This window comes from Anaeromyxobacter sp. SG17 (assembly GCF_022690695.1).
GTDB classification, from domain to species: Bacteria; Myxococcota; Myxococcia; order Myxococcales; family Anaeromyxobacteraceae; genus Anaeromyxobacter; species Anaeromyxobacter soli.
The window spans coordinates 1-14,983 of the sequence record NZ_JALCYX010000041.1; the positions used below are offsets into that span (position 1 = coordinate 1).

Genomic DNA, 14,983 nt, shown 5'->3' on the forward strand with positions numbered 1-14,983 from the left:
CGCCGGGGGCGAGGCGCGCCGCTCGCGCGCCGCGCCGCGCGGCGGGGTGGGCGGCCCGGCGGCCTCCTCCGCCTCGGCGTGGCGCGCTCCGCGCACGAGCGCGACGAGCGAGGCGACCTGCGCGAGCGTCCGGTGCGCCGCGGCGTGGTCGAGGGTCGCCTGCACCGTGCGCTGCACCTCGCGCGCGACGGCGCTGCTGTACTCGGAGTCGACGAGCGCGTCGCGCCCGCGCGCGCCGACCTCGACGGGCGGGTGGAACACCACCTTCCAGCGCGCCGGCAACGGGAGGGCGAACACCGGCAGCCCGATGGAGGAGCCGATGAGCGGCTCGAGGAAGCGCACCGTCCAGGCCACCGGCAGGCTCTCCTCGCCCCCGAGGATCGCGACGGGGACGATGGGCGCGTCCAGGGCCGCGGCGACGCGGACGAACCCGCGGTTCCACGGCCGCATCCGGTAGGCCTCCCAGAAGGGCTTCGTGTTCCCCTCGACGCCCTCCGGGAACACGCCGACCGTGCGGATCTCCGGCGGGAGGCGCTCGGGACGCCGGAAGGACGACGCCGGCAGCGCGCCGAGGCGCCGCAGGAACGGCCCGAGGAGCGGCGCGGCCAGCGCCGCGTCGGCCGCGGCGAAGTACGGGCTCGCCTCGCGCCCGAGGACGCGGCGCACCGCCAGCGCGAGGAAGAACGCGTCGAGCGCGAACCAGCCCGCGTGGTTGGGCGCGAGGACGAGCCGGCCGCTCCGCGGGAGGTGCTCCGCTCCCTCCACCTCGAACGAGAACCACCCGAGCCGGACGAGCCGCTCCATCAGGGGGACGAGCTTCCCGCCGACGAGCGCCTCGTCGATGGCCGGGGGCGCGGCCGGCTCGAGCGCCGAGGGGCGATGCGGCGTGGACATCCTGAGGGCCTGTGGGCCGGGCAAGCTCGGGAACCGCCTCGCCCGCACGTCCGGCTCCCGGGCGGGCCACGGCAACGCTGCGCTCCAGCCGCCGGGGCGAGAAGCCCCCACACGGAGACCCAGGGCGGTGCATCGCTCGGCGATGTGCAGCGTTAGGTCTGCTGGGCTCCCTCGACCCGCGCAGCGCAGGCGCCCACGCCTGGAGGAACCATGAACGACGCCGCGATCGACTTCGCCAAGCTGAACCTGCAGGACGCCCTCGATCTCGCGATCCTGATCGAGGAGGAGGCGCGCGATCGTTACCAGGAGTTCACCCGGATCGTGGGCGGCCGCTACGCCGGGGACGCCTCCGACATGTTCATGCTCATGGCCTCCTACGAGAAGCGCCACGGCACGGAGCTCGCCGAGCGGCGCCGCGCGAGGTTCGGCGACGCCCCGCGGCGCGTCTCGCGCGAGCAGCTGTACGACATCGAGGCCCCCGACCCCGGCCAGCCGCGCGTGTTCATGTCCGCCCGCCAGGCGCTGGAGGTCGCGCTCTCGTCCGAGAAGAAGGCGTTCGACTTCTTCTCCTCCGCGCTGCCCTACGTGAAGGATCCGGACGTGCGGGCGCTCTTCGAGGAGCTGCGCGCCGAGGAGCAGAAGCACCAGACCCTCGTGCGGGACCGGCTCGAGAAGCTGCCGCCCGGCCCGGACGTCGAGGAGGAGGACGCGGACGAGCCGGGCTCCGATCCCGGGAATTGACGGCCGGCCTGCGCGACGACGGCCGATTACGTTTCGCGTCACCTGAGGAATCGCGTATCACGAGCTGTCGTCTAGGATGGTGCCCCGACCACCCGAGCGCGAGGAGTACACGCATGGCCAAGCCGAAGATCGAGGACGTCGTGAAGGGGAAGGGCCCGGAGGCGGTGCGGGGCAAGACGGTCGAGGTGCACTACACGGGCTGGCTCACCGACGGGAAGCAGTTCGACTCGTCCGTCGGCGGCGATCCGTTCTCGTTCCGGCTCGGCGCCGGAGAGGTGATCGAGGGCTGGGACCGCGGCGTCGCGGGGATGCGCGTCGGCGGCAAGCGAAAGCTCACGCTGCCCCCGGACCTCGCCTACGGGGCGCGCGGAGCGCCGCCGGCGATCCCGCCCGACGCGACGCTCGTGTTCGAGGTCGAGCTGCTCGCGGTTTACTGAGCGAGCAGGCCGGATCAGAGCGGCTGGCAGTGCGGCAGGCGAGCCGCGTGCTCGTCGTCCACGCGGCGGAAGCGGTACGTCCGCCCGCAGCGCTGGACGTGCCTCACCTCCCCGGCCTCGTCGAAGAGCACCGGGAACCCGGCGCGTCGCCACTCGCGGCGGGTCCCCACGGTGTTCAGCACCCGGGCGACGGTCGGCGGCGTCGACGCGTCGTCCTCCCCCTCGAGCTGCCAGCAGTCCGGCTCCGGGGCGGTCGGCAACAGGGCCATGTTCACCTCCGCGCTGCTCCGAGCACGCTAGCAGCGTGGCCCGCTCGCCGGCGGCGTCCTCGATGTGTTCGGCCGAAGCGGGGACGTGCGCTTTCACCGCGCTCGGAGCAGGAACGCCACGCCGCCCCACACGCCGGCGAGGCCGGTCGCGACGTAGAGCGCGCCCGCGGCCATGGCCCGGCCCCCCGTCAGCGTCCCCGCGCTCGTGCGCATCGACCTGCGCAGGAATCCGTCCCGGACTCCGAGCCAGGCGCACGCGAGGCCCGAGACGAGGAGCACCGCCACGGCGAGCCAGTGCAGGGGGTTTCCGCGATCGAGGAAGAGCTCGATGACCGCCTCCGGGGCTTGCCCGCGCCGAATCTACCGCGGAGGCGCGCGCGTGTCCGCCGGGCCTGCCGCCCGCCGGCGCGTGGGCCCGCGCGGGAGCCGGCTCGGATCCGGCGAGCTCGCCCGGGCGAGGATGGCTGCCCCGGCGGACCGGGCGTTCAGTCCCCCTCCCCGCCCCCCTCGCGCCCGTAGGCGCGGTCGGGGTCGACCCCCAGCCGCTGCAGGGTCTCGCGGTCCGGGAAGCCGGTCGCGGCGAGGTCCTGCGATTCCTGGAACTTGCGAAGCGCGCGCGAGGTCGGCGCGTCGAGCTCTCCCGCGCGGTGCTCCCCGAGGAGGCCGCGATCCGCGAGGGCGCCCTGGATGTCCTTCACCGCCCCGGGGGCGAGGAGCGCCTCGGGGCCCGCCGGGATGCGCGGCCGCCCGGCCTTCGGCGGGACGCCCTTCTCCCCCGCGCGGTCCGGCGCCTCGGGCCGGGGCGACTCGCCGCCCGCCGGCGAGGTGGGGTGCTGCGGATGGCGGCACGCCGCGGCCGCGAGCGCGACGGCGACCACGAGCGTCCGCCGCCGGATCACTTCTCCCCCGTCGGCTGGGCGCGCGGCTGCGCCTCCCGCCTGGGCGACAGCGCGCGCCTCGCCTGCTCGACGACGTTCTCGGGCCTCTTCGCCTCGGGCGGCGGCAGGCCGGAGAGGCCGTCCTCGAGGCCGCGGACGAACGCGTTCCGCACGATCCCCAGGATGGTCGGGACGGCCTGCGCCTCTGGATCGTCGACGGTCCCCTGGATCGGGATCGTCGTGGCGACCGCCTCGCGGCCGGGGACGTCGTCCTTGAAGATGCTGAGCGTCACGTCGGCGAGGAGCGACTTCAGCTTCGGCCCGAGCCCCGGCTTCGCCGGCCTCGTCCCGGCGTCCTTCAGGATGGGGCGGACGCCGCCCGAGATCTTCCCGCCCTCGGCGCGGAAGCGGAGCGACATGTCGAGCTCGCCCTTGTCGGGCGCGATCCCCGCCTTCGCGCCGACGATCGAGGCGAGCTCGACGAGCTGCAGGCGCTCGAGCCGGCCCTGCCCGGCGAACGTGAGCTTCTTCGCGAGCGGGTCCGCGGTCGCGAAGAGCGAGACGGCGCCCGAGCGCTGCAGCACGCCGCGCGCGGCGAGCACCGTCGGCTCGTTCTTGGCGAGCGCCTTCCGCGTCGCGAAGTTCTCGAGCGTCCCCTCGATCCGGTGCACCCAGAGCTCCGGCCGCTCCGGCTCGCGCTCGTCCACCCAGCGGAGCTCCCCGTCCTTCACCTGGAGGCGATCGAGCCGGAACGGCGCGAGCGCCTCGATCCCGTGGCCGACCTGCGGCGCCTCCGCGGCGCCCTGCTTCCTCGGCTGCTCCTTGGCGCTCACGAGCGTGAGCTTGGGCTTCTCGAGCTCGACGGCGGCGACGACGTGTCCGCGGACGAGCTCCTTGAAGTAGAGGCCGAAGCTCGCGCGCTCGACCTGGAAGTACGGGAGCGCCGAGCCGCCCGGCGCGAGCTTCTCGATGCGCAGGCCGCGGATGGCGTAGGACAGGTCGTGGACGCTCACCTCGACGTCCTGGAAGCGCCCGCGCATCCCCTCCATCCCCGCGAGCACCTTGCGCGTCCGCCAGGTGACGAGCGGGTCGAGCGCCGCGCGAGCGCCGACCAGCACGACGAACAGGATGGCGAGCGCTACGAGGAGGCGCTTGCGGCCGCGGCGCATCGAGACCCCCAGCGAAAGCTGGGAACCCGCCGCCGCGCGCGCACGCGACTCGAGGCGAGGGCGACGCGGGGGCCGCCCGGCCGCCCGACGCGCGCGCCCCCTGGTCACCGCGCGAGCGGCTCACGCCGTCGCGCCCCGGGCGCTCAGACGCGCTCGAGCACGGCCACGAGCAGCCTCCAGAACGCCGCCACCGAGGCGATGCGCGCGTGCTCGTCGGGCGTGTGCGCGTCCTTGATGTCGGGGCCGATCGAGGCCATCTCGACGCCCGGGTACTTCTCGCCGATGAGGCCGCACTCGAGCCCGGCGTGGATCGCCTTCACGATCATCGGCTTCCCGAACACCTCCGCGTGCACCCGGTCCACGAGCTTCACGAGCGAGGACCCGGGCTCCGGCTTCCACCCCGGGTAGCCGCCCTCCTGGCTCGCCTCGAAGCCGGCGAGCGCGCACGCCGCCGCGATGCGCGCGGCCAGCGCCTGGCGCGAGGCGTCGATGGCGCTGCGGGTGAGGAAGGTCACGAGCACCGTCCCGTCCTGCGTCTGGACGAGCCCGAGGTTCGTCGAGGTCTGGACGAGGCCGGGGATGGCCGGGCTCATCGCCTCGACGCCGTGCGGCCCGGCGAGGAGGAGCCCGAGGACGGCGCGCGCGTCGCCGGGCGACATCACGCGATCGGCCTCGCCCGGCTCCACGTCGATCGCGAGGTTCGGGTCGAACGCGCCGAGCGCGGCGCGCCACTCGCGCGCGAGGCGCGCCACGTCCTCCCGCAGCGCGGCCTCGCGCCCCGCGTCCACGCGCACCATCGCCGAGGCCTCGCGCGGGATGGCGTTCCGCTTGTTCCCGCCGCTCACCGTCGCGAGCGCGATCCCGTGCCGCTCCACGAGTGCGTCGAGCACCTGGGCCAGGATGCGGATGGAGTTGCCGCGACCCGCGGCGATGTCCACGCCGGAGTGGCCGCCCTTCAGGCCCGAGAGCTTGATCCGGAGCGGCAGGGTGCCCGGGGCGGGCGCCGAGAGGGCGACCTTGCGGGTCGCGACCGTGTCCACGCCGCCGGCGCAGCCGATGGTGAGCTCCCCCTCCTCCTCGCTGTCGAGGTTCAGGAGGTAGGGCGAGCGGAACCAGCCCGGCGCGACGCCCTTCGCCCCGGTGAGCCCCGTCTCCTCGTCGATCGTGAGGAGCACCTCGACCGGGCCGTGGCGGACGTCCTGGCTCGCGAGCACCGCGAGGCCCGCCGCGACGCCGATGCCGTTGTCGGCGCCGAGCGTCGTGCCGCGGGCGCGCACCACCTCGCCGTCGCGGTACACGGGGATGGGGTCCTTCGCGAAGTCGTGGGGGGTGCCCTCGTTCTTCTCGCAGACCATGTCGACGTGGCCCTGGAGGCACACGCCCGGGCGGTCCTCGCGGCCCTTCGTGCCCGGCTTGCGGATGAGGACGTTCCCGAGCGCGTCGGTCAGGACCTCGCAGCCGAGCGCGCGGCCCTGGTCGGCGACCCAGCGGGCCGCCTGCGCCTCGTGCTTCGAGCCGCGCGGGATCCGGGAGAGCTCGAGGAAGTACCGCCAGAGGAGCCTGGGCTCGAGGTCGCTGAGGAGATCGCTCATGGGTGGCCTCCGGTGCCGGAATGGAATGGGCGCGCAGGGTACCACGGCCCCGCCCGGCGCCCGGACCGCGTGGCAGGCGACCCCTCCCTCCCGGGGGCGTGCCACGGAGCGGCGGAGGTGCGACGTTCCCGGCGTGGATCCCGCCGCACCATCGCCACGCCCCCGGTCGGAGGAAGACCTCGAGCGCTGCGCCTCCTGCGGCGAGCGGCTCCGGCCCCGGGATGCCCGGTCGTGCGCGCTCTGCGGCCGCCGCACCTGCCTGCGCTGCCTCGCCCCGTACGGCCACTTCATGCAGGCGTGCGAGGAGTGCCGGCTCGCCTCCTGGTGACTGCAGCGCTCAGCGGATGACGGCGGCCGCGCGAAGCGCCTCGACGACGCTCGCCTCCGTCGGCCCGGGGACACCCCGCGCCGCCGACTGGGCCAGCGCGTCGACGACCTCGTTCACCGCGTGCCCGTCGTGGCCCCGGACCCAGGCGTAGCGGACGGAGAGCTCCCGGCCGCGCGCGTCGAGCGCCTCGATGAGGTCGCGGTTCAGCACCGGCTCGCCGGCGGCCGTCTTCCAGCCCTTCTTGCGCCAGCCGTGGATCCACTTCGAGAGGGCGTCCACCACGTAGCGCGAGTCCGAGACGACCTCGACCGACTCGCCCGCGGGCAGCCCCTGGAGCGCCTCGAGGACGGCGCGCAGCTCCATCCGGTTGTTCGTGACCGCGTACGTGCCGTCCTGCACCCAGCGCGTCGCGCCGAAGCGGAGCGCGGGCCGGACGCGGTCGACGACGACGAAGCCCGTGCCGCCCGGGCCGCCGGGGTTCGAGAGGGAGGAGCCGTCGGAGAAGGCGATGTAGCGGGCGGGAGCGTCTTTCGGCATGGGGGCGGCAAGGTAGCGGAGGGATCTGACCCCGACCCCGACCTCGACCCCGCTCGTGACCACGTGCGGTCTACGCGCCCGCCTCTACTGCTCGATGGCGACGTCCACGGGGACGGGGGAGAGGACGCGCACGAGGTCGGCGGGCGCGATCCCGACGAGGAAGCCGCGCGAGCCGCCGTTCACGTAGAGCTTCGGCAGCTCGAGAATTGTCCGCTCGACGTGCACCGGCATCGCCTTGCGCGTTCCGAACGGGCTCGTGCCGCCGACGAGATAGCCGCTGTGGCGCTGGGCGACGTCCGGCTTGCAGATCTGCACCGTCTTCTTCCCGAGCTGACGGGCGAGCGCCTTCGTCGAGACCTCGCGGTCGCCGTGCATGAGCACGACGAGCGGGGCGCCGGTCTCGTCCTCCATGACGAGCGTCTTCACCACGGCGTGCTCCGGGACGCCCAGCTCCCGCGAGGACACCGCCGTGCCGCCGTGCTCCTCGTAGCGGTAGACGTGCTCGGTGTACGGGACCTTCTGCTGGCGCAGGAGCCGGGTGGCGGGGGTCGACGGGGTCTTGCTCATTCGAGGAGCTCCTCCGCGCCGAACACGCCGCGCTCGCGCAGCGCCGCGACGAGCGCCCGGCTCGCGGTGGCGTGGTTGGCCTTCCACTGCTCGTGCGCCCCGGGGCCGACCCGGTTCGCGACGGCGAGCGCTGCGGCCGCAAGCACGTTCGCCGCGGCGCACGCGGCGAAGACGCCCGTGAGCTCGAGGTGCTCCGCGGCGGCCACCTCCGCGAGCGCGCGCGCGCCCTCCTCCGTGAGCGTGATCGCGGGCGGGACGGCCACGCGGTGCGCGGGGAGCGGCAGCGTGAAGGTGGCGGGCCAGCGGGTGCGCTCGAGCGCGGGGCGATAGGCGCGGCCGGCCCGCTCGTCGAGCGAGGTCGCGATGGCCTCAGACGCCGCGATGAGCTCGCCCGGCGCGAGCCGCGCGTCGTACGCGCCGCAGGTCCCGACGAACAGGACGCGCTCCGGCGCGTGAAGGGCGAGGAGCCGCGCGGTCTCCACGGCCGCCGCGAGGGCGCCGACGCCGGTGCAGGCGACCGCCCAGCCCTCGGGCGGCGCGGCGTCGAGGCCGGCGAGCTCCGGAGGGAACGCCGCGAGCAGCAGGCGGGCGGGGCGAGCGGGCATGGCGCGCATGGTACGCCAACCGGGGCGCACGGGCGGCGCGTTCCTGGCGGCTCCGGGGCCGCTCGACGCGCGCCCGGCGCCGTGCTTTCCTCCCGCGCTCTCCCATGCGCCCGACCTGCCGCCGCTGCCTGCGCCCCACGGAGCTCTGCGCCTGCGCGGACCTCCCGGTGATCCCGTCGCGGACGCGCGTCGTGCTGCTCCAGCATCCGCGCGAGGCGCGCCTCGCGATCTGCAGCGCCTGGCTCACCCGGCTCGCGCTCGAGAACTGCGAGCTCCACCGCGGCGTCGCGTTCGAGGAACACCCCGCCGTTCGCGCGGCGGCCGCGACGCCGGGGGCGGCGCTGCTCTTCCCCGGCGACGGCGCCGTGCCCGCCGAGGCGCTCGCCGGCGCGCCGCCCCCCGTGCTCTTCGCCGTCGACGGGACGTGGCCTCAGGCGGTGAAGATGATCCGGGCGACGCCCACGCTCGCGGCGCTGCCGCGGGTCGGGATCGTGCCGGCGCGGCCGAGCGGCTACGGCGGCCTGCGCCGCGAGCCGGGGCCCGAGCACCTCTCCACCGCGGAGGCGGTCGCGCTCGCCCTGGGCGCGCTCGAGGGCGCTCCCGCGCGCTTCGAGCCGCTCGTCCGGGCGTTCCGCGCGAGCGTCGAGAAGCAGCTCGCCTGCGCGCGCGGAGAACGGCGCAGCCCGCGCCACCGGCCAGGGAGCCGGTGGGCGGGCAGCGGGTAGCCGGGACGCCGCGGAAGGCGCGGGCGCTACTTCGCCACGCGCAGGTTCAGCGACGCGGTCTTGGTGCTCGTCCCGTCCGTGGCGGTGAGGGTCACCTTGGTCCTGCGGGTCACCGCGGACGTCGTCACGGCGAAGGTCGCGCTCTGCGCACCCGCCGGCACGGTCACGGTCTCGGGGACCCCGACCGCGGCGTTGCTGCTCGTCAGCGTGACGATGACGTCCTCCGTCGCCGGCGAGGTCAGCGCGACGGTGCCGACGACCTGCACCGGGCCGCCGCCGATGACCGACCCGCGGGAGAGGCCGAGGTAGGAGAGCGCCGCCGGCAGCGTCGTCACCTCCACGGTGATGCTCGCCGTCGCGCCGGAGACCGGCTCCACGGCGGTGATCGTGGCGGTCCCGACCGCGACCGCGGTGACGAGCCCGCCCGGAGACACCGTCGCGACGGCGGCGTCCGAAGTCGTCCAGGTGACCGTCGCGGTGACGTCGGCCGTGGTGTCGTCCACGAGCGTGCCGTCCGCCTGGAGCTGCAGCGTGGTGCCCACGAGCAGCGTCGGATCGATGGGCGACACGGCGAGCGACACGATCGGCGGGACGACCTCCACCGTCACCCTCCCCGTGACCCCGCTCATCGGCTCGGTGGCGCTGACCTCGCTCGTCCCGACGGACGCGCTCGTCGCGAGCCCGGCGTCGGCCGCCGCGTTCGAGACGGCGACGATCTCGGGGGCCGCCGAGCTCCACACGACCTCTGCCGTGACGTCGCGCGTCGTGCCGTCGGAGTACGTCCCCGTCGCGGTGAGTCGCACGGACTCCCCGACCAGGACGGAGACCACCCCGGCGCTGGCCGGCTGGACCTGGATCCCGGCCAGGTGAGGGCCTGCAGCGGGGCTCTTCTCGCCGCTGCAGGCGGCGAGCGAGACGGCGGCGAAAGTGAGGACGGCGAGCCTTCGAGCGGTGTGACGGTAGGCGAGCATGCTTTCTTCCCCCTGGAGACGCGGCGCCCGGACGGACGCCTGCCCGCTCGGACGGTGATGTCGCAGGGGGACGGATGCGAGTCCGTCGATGTCGGGACACCGTCACGGGGCGTGAGGCCGCCCGCCGTCACGGCCGGGGGCTAGAGCGCCCGCCGATCGCCGCGAGCCCTCGGGCGAGATCGCGCTCGAGGTCCTCGGGATCCTCGATCCCGACCGCGAGCCGCAGGAGCGCCGGCGGCGCGTGCGGATCCTGCTTGCGTCGCCACTCGATGAGCGACTCCACCCCGCCGAGAGACGTGGCGTCGCGGAAGAGGCGCAGGGCCCCCGGGAGCTCCCGCGCGGCGGCCTCCGTCGCGAGCTCGATGGACAGGATCGGGCCCGGCCCGCGCATCTGCCGCTTCGCCAGGGCGTGGCCCGGGTGCGAGGGGAGCGACGGGTGCCACACGCGCGCGACGCGCGGCTCGAGGAACGCCGCGAGCCGGGTCGCGGTCGCGGTCTGCTGCCGCACGCGCAGGCCGAGCGTGCGGACCCCGCGCAGGACGAGCCAGGTCTCGAGCGCGCCGGGGACGCCGCCCGTGACGGTGCGGGTCGCGCGGAGCCCGTCCGCCAGGGCGGGATCGCGGGCGACCAGGACGCCGCCGAGCGCGTCGGAGTGGCCGGCGAGGAACTTCGTCATCGAGTGGTAGACGAGGTCCGCGCCGAGCGCGAGCGGCGCCTGCAGCACGGGGGTCGCGAACGTGCCGTCGACGACGACGCGCGCTCCGGCCGGTCGCGCGCGCGCGACGTGCGCGGCGATGTCCTGCAGCTCGCAGGTCGGGTTCTTCGGGGTCTCGAGCCACACCACGTCCCCCGCGCCGAGGTCGGCCTCGAGGGCGACCTTCTCCACGCCGAACGGCGCGAGCGCGTCGATGGCCGCGTGCGTCCCGTGGTAGCCGCCCGTCGCGATCGCCACGCGGCGCGGCCGCAGGTGCAGGAGCGCCGCCGTGGCGGCCGCCTGCCCGGAGGCGAACGTCACCGCGTGTCCGCCGTCGAGCGCGCCGAGCACCGCCTCGAGCCGCCGCCGCGTCGGCTGATCGTTGCGTGCGTAGACGAGCCCGGCGTCGTTGTCCGCCGCGAAGGTCGTCGAGACGTGGATGGGCGGCGCGATGTCGGCGGTGGGCTCGACGGCGGCGTCCGCGTGGAGGGCGAGGGTGTCGGGCCGGAGGAGGTCGTCCATGGGCGGCATCCTCCGGCCCCGGCCGGTCCACGGCAAGCCCCGCGCGCCGCCGGCGCGTCACAGGCCGCCGAGCGCGCGGGTGGCCTCCCGATTACGCTCAGCGTGCGCGCCGCCCGCGAAGCCCGCATGGAGCCCGCTCGAGCCGCCATTCGCTTGCGCCGGGGCCTCTTCCCTGACAGGGTGCGCGCGCGGGCCCACGTCCGGGCCCGGGAGACCGAATGAAGCGCGACACCAGCCACGATCAGCGCATCGCCCTGTTCATCGACTTCGAGAACCTCGTCACCCGCACCGGCCTCTCGGCGGAGACGTTCGACCTCCAGCCGGCGCTCGACACGCTCCTCGAGAAGGGCAAGGTCGTCTTCCGCCGCGCCTACGCGGACTGGACCCGGTTCTCCGACGCGACGCAGCGGCTCCACGACAAGGGCGTCGAGCTCGTCGACGTGCCGCCCTCGACCCGCGCCGGGAAGAACGGCGCCGACATGCGGCTCGTCATCGACGCCCTCGAGCTCGCCTACCTGCGCGAGCACATCGACACCTTCGTCATCGCCTCCGGCGACTCCGACTTCTGCCCGCTCGCCTACAAGCTGCGCGAGAACGACCGCGTGGTGATCGGGATGGCGGTGCGCGAGTCGACGAGCCCGCTGTTCGTGAAGGCCTGCGACGAGTTCATCTACCTGCGTCCCGGCGGGAAGCGGCGCGCCGCGGAGCCGAAGGAGAAGGACCGGCCGGTGAAGGAGAAGGCGATCCCGGTCGTCGCCCGCGAGGCGGCCGCGGCGATGCTCGCCCGCGCGAGCGGACCGGTGAACCCCTCCGCGATCAAGGCCGCCATCGTGCGTCGCGAGCCGGACTTCGACGAGCGCGACCACGGCTTCTCGTCCTTCAGCCGCCTCCTCGAGGCGATGGAGAAGGAAGGGCTCCTGAAGCTGGAGCAGGGCGCGAAGGGGCAGTGGTACGTGGTGCCGGCGTAGCTAGGCCGGGCGCTGGCGCGCGTCCTCCTCGAACAATCGCTCCAGCTCCTCGCGGCCGCGCCGCGCGATGTCGGTGAGCTTGTCGAGGTCGTCCTGGTGCTGCCAGGAGGCCTCGAACTGCGCCTCGTCGTGCTCACGGAAGCGCTCGACGGCGCTCCGCGCCTCGGCGTAATCCACCCCCAGCGCTTCGAGCACGTCCGAGGTCATGACGAGCGAGGAGTGGAGCGTCTCGCGCACGATGCGCCGGATGCCGAGGCGGCGCAGCCGGTACGCGTGCTGCCGGTTGCGGGCGCGCGCGAGGATCGCCACCTGCGGGAAGTGCTCGCGCACCACCTCCGCCGTGCGCACCGACGCGTCCACGTCGTCGATGGCGAGGACGAACAGGCGCGCCCGCTCGACCCGCGCCGAGCGCAGGAGGTCGAGGCGCGAGACGTCGCCGTAGAAGACCTTGTTGCCGAAGCGCCGGATGAAGTCGATGTGCTCGGGGCTGGCGTCGATGGCGGTGAAGGTGATTCGCTTCGCGGCGAGGACGCGGCCGACCACCTGCCCCACCCGCCCGAATCCTGCGATCACCACGCAGGGATCGCCGGGGGGCACGACGTCGAACTCGCGCGCCGGGCCGCGCCGCAGCAGGCGCCTCCCCACGAGCGCGTGCAGCGCGAAGAGCACGGGCGTCGTCGCCATCGAGAGCGTGACCGCCACGACGAGGAGCGCGGCGACTCCCGGGTCCATGACGCCGTCGGCCGCGGCCAGCCGGAAGAGCACGAAGGCGAACTCGCCGCCCTGCGAGAGGAGGAGCCCGAGCGCGAGCGCGGGCTCCGCGCTCCCGAGGGCCCGCCGGCCGACGGCGAAGGCCACGAGGGCCTTCAGGGCGACCAGGCCGAGGACGACGCCGGCGACCGCGAGCGGGCGCAGGGCGAGCACTCGCAGATCGGCGGTCATGCCGACCGCGAGGAAGAAGAGCCCGAGCAGGAGCCCCTTGAACGGCGCGACGTCCGCCTCGAGCTCGTGGCGGTACTCGGAGGTGGCGAGCAGCACGCCGGCGAGGAAGGCGCCGAGCGCCATGGACAGCCCGGCGGCCGAGACGGCGAGCGCGGTACCCGCGACGAGGAGGAGCGCGGTCGCGGTGAAGAGCTCGGGGTTCCTGAGCGACGCCACGAACCGGAACACCGGGCGCGCCACGAGGCGGCTCGCGACCACCACGCCGCCGACGACCGCCACCGCCTTCGCGACCGTGAGCCACGCGGGCGCCGCCGCGGGCGTGCGCGCGCCGAGCGCGGGGAGGAGCGCGAGCAGCGGGATCACCGCGAGGTCCTGGAAGAGCAGGATGGCGAACGCCAGCTGGCCGTGCCGCGTCCCGAGCTCGTTCCGCTCCCCGAGGAGCTGCACCACGAGCGCGGTGGAGGAGAGCGAGAGACCCAGCCCGGCGACCGCGGCAGTTCGCCACGGCACCCCGAGGGCGAGCGCCACCCCGGCGATGGCGAGCGAGGTCACCGCGACCTGGAGCGCGCCGCGGCCGAACACGTCCCGGCGCAGCTCGACGAGGCGGCGGGGGTCGAGCTCCAGGCCCACGAGGAAGAGGAGGAGCACGACGCCCAGCTCGGCGACGCGGAGCACGCCCTCGGCGTCGCCCGAGAGGGCGAGCCCCTGCGGCCCCACGATCGCCCCGGCGACCAGGTAGCCGAGGACGGAGCCCAGGCCGACACGCGCCGCGAGCGGCACCACGACGACGGCAGCGGCGAGGTAGACGAACGCCGAGCGCAGGAACGGCACGGGGGACCTCCGCGGGGGGCCGACTGCCGGTTCTTAGCGGCGCTCCGGGCGAAGTGCGCCTAGGATTACCCGCATGGCACGCATGCGCGTCGGCATCCTCACGGGTGGGGGCGACGTCCCCGGCCTGAACTCCGTCATCAAGAGCGTCGTCTACCGGGCCGCGGACCACCAGATGGAGGTCGTCGGCATCCGGCGCGGGTGGGAAGGGCTCACCCACCTGAACCTCGACGATCCGGCGAGCCGCGGCCGCTACGTGCTGCCGCTCACCCGCGAGAACACCCGCACCATCGACCGGACCGGCGGGACGTTCCTGCACTCGAGCCGGACGAACCCCGCGCGGATGAAGCAGCTCCCGCCCCACCTCGCCGGCCGCACCTTCCCGACCGCGCAGACGACGAAGCAGGGCCAGACCTCGACGACCCACGACGTCTCGAGCGCGGTGCTCGCGAACCTCGAGGGCCTGAAGCTCGACTACCTCTTGCCCATCGGCGGCGACGACACCCTCTCCTACGCCGCGCGGCTGCACGAGCTCGGCGCGAAGGTGATCGCCATCCCGAAGACGATGGACAACGATGTGCGGAACACCGAGTACTGCGTCGGCTTCTCGACGGCGATCACGCGCGCGATCTCGGCCATCGAGCGGCAGCGGACGACCGTCGGCTCGCACGAGCGGATCGGCATCTTCCGCATCTTCGGCCGCGACGCGGGCTTCACCGCCTTCTACACGGCGTACGTCACCTCGATCCGCTGCATCATCCCGGAGCACAAGCCGAAGCTCGAGCACATCGTCGACCTGCTCGTGACGGACAAGCGCCAGAACCCCTCGAGCTACGCGCTCGTCGTCCTCTCCGAGGGCGCCGAGTGGGAGGGCTACAAGGTCCAGGAGTACGGGGAGCCCGACGCCTTCGGCCACCGCAAGAAGGCGAGCGTCGCCGAGTCGCTCTCCGACGCGATCAAGGCGCGAGCCGGCGAGGAGACGATCGTCTCGGACCTCACCTACGATCTCCGCTCGGGCGATCCCGACTTCGTCGACAAGCTCGTCGCGAACACCTTCGGCACGATGGCCTTCGACGCGCTGCTCGAGGGGAAGAGCGGGCTCATGTCGGCGATCGTCGACGGCAAGTACGACCTCATGCCCATCCCGGATCCGAAGCTCGGGCCCCGCAAGGTGGACGTGGCGTCGATGTACAACACCGACCGGCTGCGGCCGATCTACGCGAACAAGCGGGGGCTGCCCGTCTTCCTGAACCGCGCGTGAGCGGGGCGAGGCGGGAGGGAGCGCCCGCGCTCCCGGCGGCCGGCGCAGCGCGGCT

General features: G+C 74.5%; 18 protein-coding genes. 6 read left to right on the top strand and 12 right to left on the bottom strand.

Features of this window, described 5'->3' with window-relative positions; genetic code table 11:
* Nucleotides 1–894: 1-acyl-sn-glycerol-3-phosphate acyltransferase (locus MNY60_RS14990; protein ID WP_242360974.1), on the bottom strand; the 894-nt coding region annotated here is incomplete at its 3' end.
* Nucleotides 895–1,104: 210 nt separating this feature from the next.
* Between MNY60_RS14990 and MNY60_RS14995 the strand changes: the two genes are divergently transcribed.
* Both MNY60_RS14995 and MNY60_RS15000 read left to right on the top strand, forming a co-directional pair.
* Nucleotides 1,105–1,635 (top strand): ferritin family protein, encoded by a 531-nt coding sequence (locus tag MNY60_RS14995; protein ID WP_242360975.1) that lies wholly within the window; start codon nt 1,105–1,107, stop codon nt 1,633–1,635.
* Nucleotides 1,636–1,748: 113 nt separating this feature from the next.
* Nucleotides 1,749–2,072 (top strand): FKBP-type peptidyl-prolyl cis-trans isomerase, encoded by a 324-nt coding sequence (locus MNY60_RS15000; protein WP_242340479.1) that lies wholly within the window; start codon nt 1,749–1,751, stop codon nt 2,070–2,072.
* 14 nt (nt 2,073–2,086) lie between these two features.
* Here MNY60_RS15000 and MNY60_RS15005 read toward each other — a convergent pair whose 3' ends face one another.
* The 5 genes from MNY60_RS15005 to MNY60_RS15025 all read right to left on the bottom strand — a co-directional run bounded on the left by MNY60_RS15005 (nt 2,087) and on the right by MNY60_RS15025 (nt 5,980).
* On the bottom strand, nt 2,087–2,341 hold the full coding sequence (locus MNY60_RS15005; protein ID WP_242340478.1) for a hypothetical protein: 255 nt from the start codon (nt 2,339–2,341) through the stop codon (nt 2,087–2,089).
* Nucleotides 2,342–2,434: 93 nt separating this feature from the next.
* Nucleotides 2,435–2,626: a hypothetical protein gene (locus MNY60_RS15010; protein ID WP_242356415.1), complete on the bottom strand. Its 192-nt coding sequence runs from the start codon at nt 2,624–2,626 to the stop codon at nt 2,435–2,437.
* A gap of 200 nt (nt 2,627–2,826) precedes the next feature.
* Entirely contained in the window at nt 2,827–3,240 is a 414-nt protein-coding gene (locus MNY60_RS24320; RefSeq protein ID WP_242360977.1) for a peptidoglycan-binding domain-containing protein, read from the bottom strand.
* The gene (locus tag MNY60_RS15020; RefSeq protein ID WP_242360979.1) at nt 3,237–4,388 is read right to left on the bottom strand and encodes a DUF748 domain-containing protein; all 1,152 of its coding nucleotides are present in this window, start codon (nt 4,386–4,388) and stop codon (nt 3,237–3,239) included. The genes MNY60_RS24320 and MNY60_RS15020 overlap by 4 nt, the downstream gene beginning before the upstream one ends.
* Before the next feature lie 143 nt (nt 4,389–4,531).
* The gene (locus MNY60_RS15025) at nt 4,532–5,980 is read right to left on the bottom strand and encodes an aminoacyl-histidine dipeptidase (protein ID WP_242360981.1); all 1,449 of its coding nucleotides are present in this window, start codon (nt 5,978–5,980) and stop codon (nt 4,532–4,534) included.
* A gap of 133 nt (nt 5,981–6,113) precedes the next feature.
* Here MNY60_RS15025 and MNY60_RS15030 point away from each other — a divergent pair, with 133 nt between their 5' ends.
* Entirely contained in the window at nt 6,114–6,308 is a 195-nt protein-coding gene (locus MNY60_RS15030; protein WP_242360983.1) for a hypothetical protein, read from the top strand.
* Nucleotides 6,309–6,317: 9 nt separating this feature from the next.
* On the opposite strand, the gene MNY60_RS15035 is transcribed toward MNY60_RS15030, so the two are convergent.
* The 3 genes from MNY60_RS15035 to MNY60_RS15045 form a co-directional block, all read right to left on the bottom strand.
* Nucleotides 6,318–6,845: a ribonuclease H gene (locus tag MNY60_RS15035; protein ID WP_242340472.1), complete on the bottom strand. Its 528-nt coding sequence runs from the start codon at nt 6,843–6,845 to the stop codon at nt 6,318–6,320.
* Nucleotides 6,846–6,929: 84 nt separating this feature from the next.
* The gene (ybaK, locus tag MNY60_RS15040) at nt 6,930–7,412 is read right to left on the bottom strand and encodes a Cys-tRNA(Pro) deacylase (protein WP_242340471.1); all 483 of its coding nucleotides are present in this window, start codon (nt 7,410–7,412) and stop codon (nt 6,930–6,932) included.
* On the bottom strand, nt 7,409–8,017 hold the full coding sequence (locus tag MNY60_RS15045) for a phosphorylase (protein ID WP_242360985.1): 609 nt from the start codon (nt 8,015–8,017) through the stop codon (nt 7,409–7,411). The genes ybaK and MNY60_RS15045 overlap by 4 nt, the downstream gene beginning before the upstream one ends.
* 104 nt (nt 8,018–8,121) lie before the next feature.
* Here MNY60_RS15045 and MNY60_RS15050 point away from each other — a divergent pair, with 104 nt between their 5' ends.
* Nucleotides 8,122–8,742, top strand: coding sequence for a tRNA-uridine aminocarboxypropyltransferase (locus tag MNY60_RS15050; protein WP_242360987.1), 621 nt, complete (start codon nt 8,122–8,124; stop codon nt 8,740–8,742).
* Nucleotides 8,743–8,768: 26 nt separating this feature from the next.
* On the opposite strand, the gene MNY60_RS15055 is transcribed toward MNY60_RS15050, so the two are convergent.
* Both MNY60_RS15055 and MNY60_RS15060 read right to left on the bottom strand, forming a co-directional pair.
* The gene (locus MNY60_RS15055) at nt 8,769–9,713 is read right to left on the bottom strand and encodes an Ig-like domain-containing protein (protein ID WP_242360989.1); all 945 of its coding nucleotides are present in this window, start codon (nt 9,711–9,713) and stop codon (nt 8,769–8,771) included.
* Nucleotides 9,714–9,840: 127 nt separating this feature from the next.
* The gene (locus MNY60_RS15060) at nt 9,841–10,929 is read right to left on the bottom strand and encodes a PLP-dependent aspartate aminotransferase family protein (protein ID WP_242340467.1); all 1,089 of its coding nucleotides are present in this window, start codon (nt 10,927–10,929) and stop codon (nt 9,841–9,843) included.
* A 218-nt stretch (nt 10,930–11,147) separates the two neighbouring features.
* On the opposite strand from MNY60_RS15060, the gene MNY60_RS15065 reads away from it, so the two are divergent.
* Nucleotides 11,148–11,897 carry an NYN domain-containing protein gene (locus MNY60_RS15065; RefSeq protein ID WP_242340466.1) on the top strand — a complete coding sequence of 250 codons (750 nt, stop codon included), beginning with the start codon at nt 11,148–11,150 and terminating at the stop codon, nt 11,895–11,897.
* Here the strand turns inward: MNY60_RS15065 and MNY60_RS15070 are convergent, their stop codons facing one another.
* A complete protein-coding gene (locus MNY60_RS15070) occupies nt 11,898–13,670 on the bottom strand; it encodes a monovalent cation:proton antiporter-2 (CPA2) family protein (RefSeq protein WP_242340465.1) in 1,773 nt (590 codons plus the stop codon).
* Between the two features lie 73 nt (nt 13,671–13,743).
* On the opposite strand from MNY60_RS15070, the gene MNY60_RS15075 reads away from it, so the two are divergent.
* The gene (locus MNY60_RS15075) at nt 13,744–14,928 is read left to right on the top strand and encodes a 6-phosphofructokinase (protein WP_242340464.1); all 1,185 of its coding nucleotides are present in this window, start codon (nt 13,744–13,746) and stop codon (nt 14,926–14,928) included.
* The last annotated feature ends 55 nt before the right edge of the window (nt 14,929–14,983 follow it).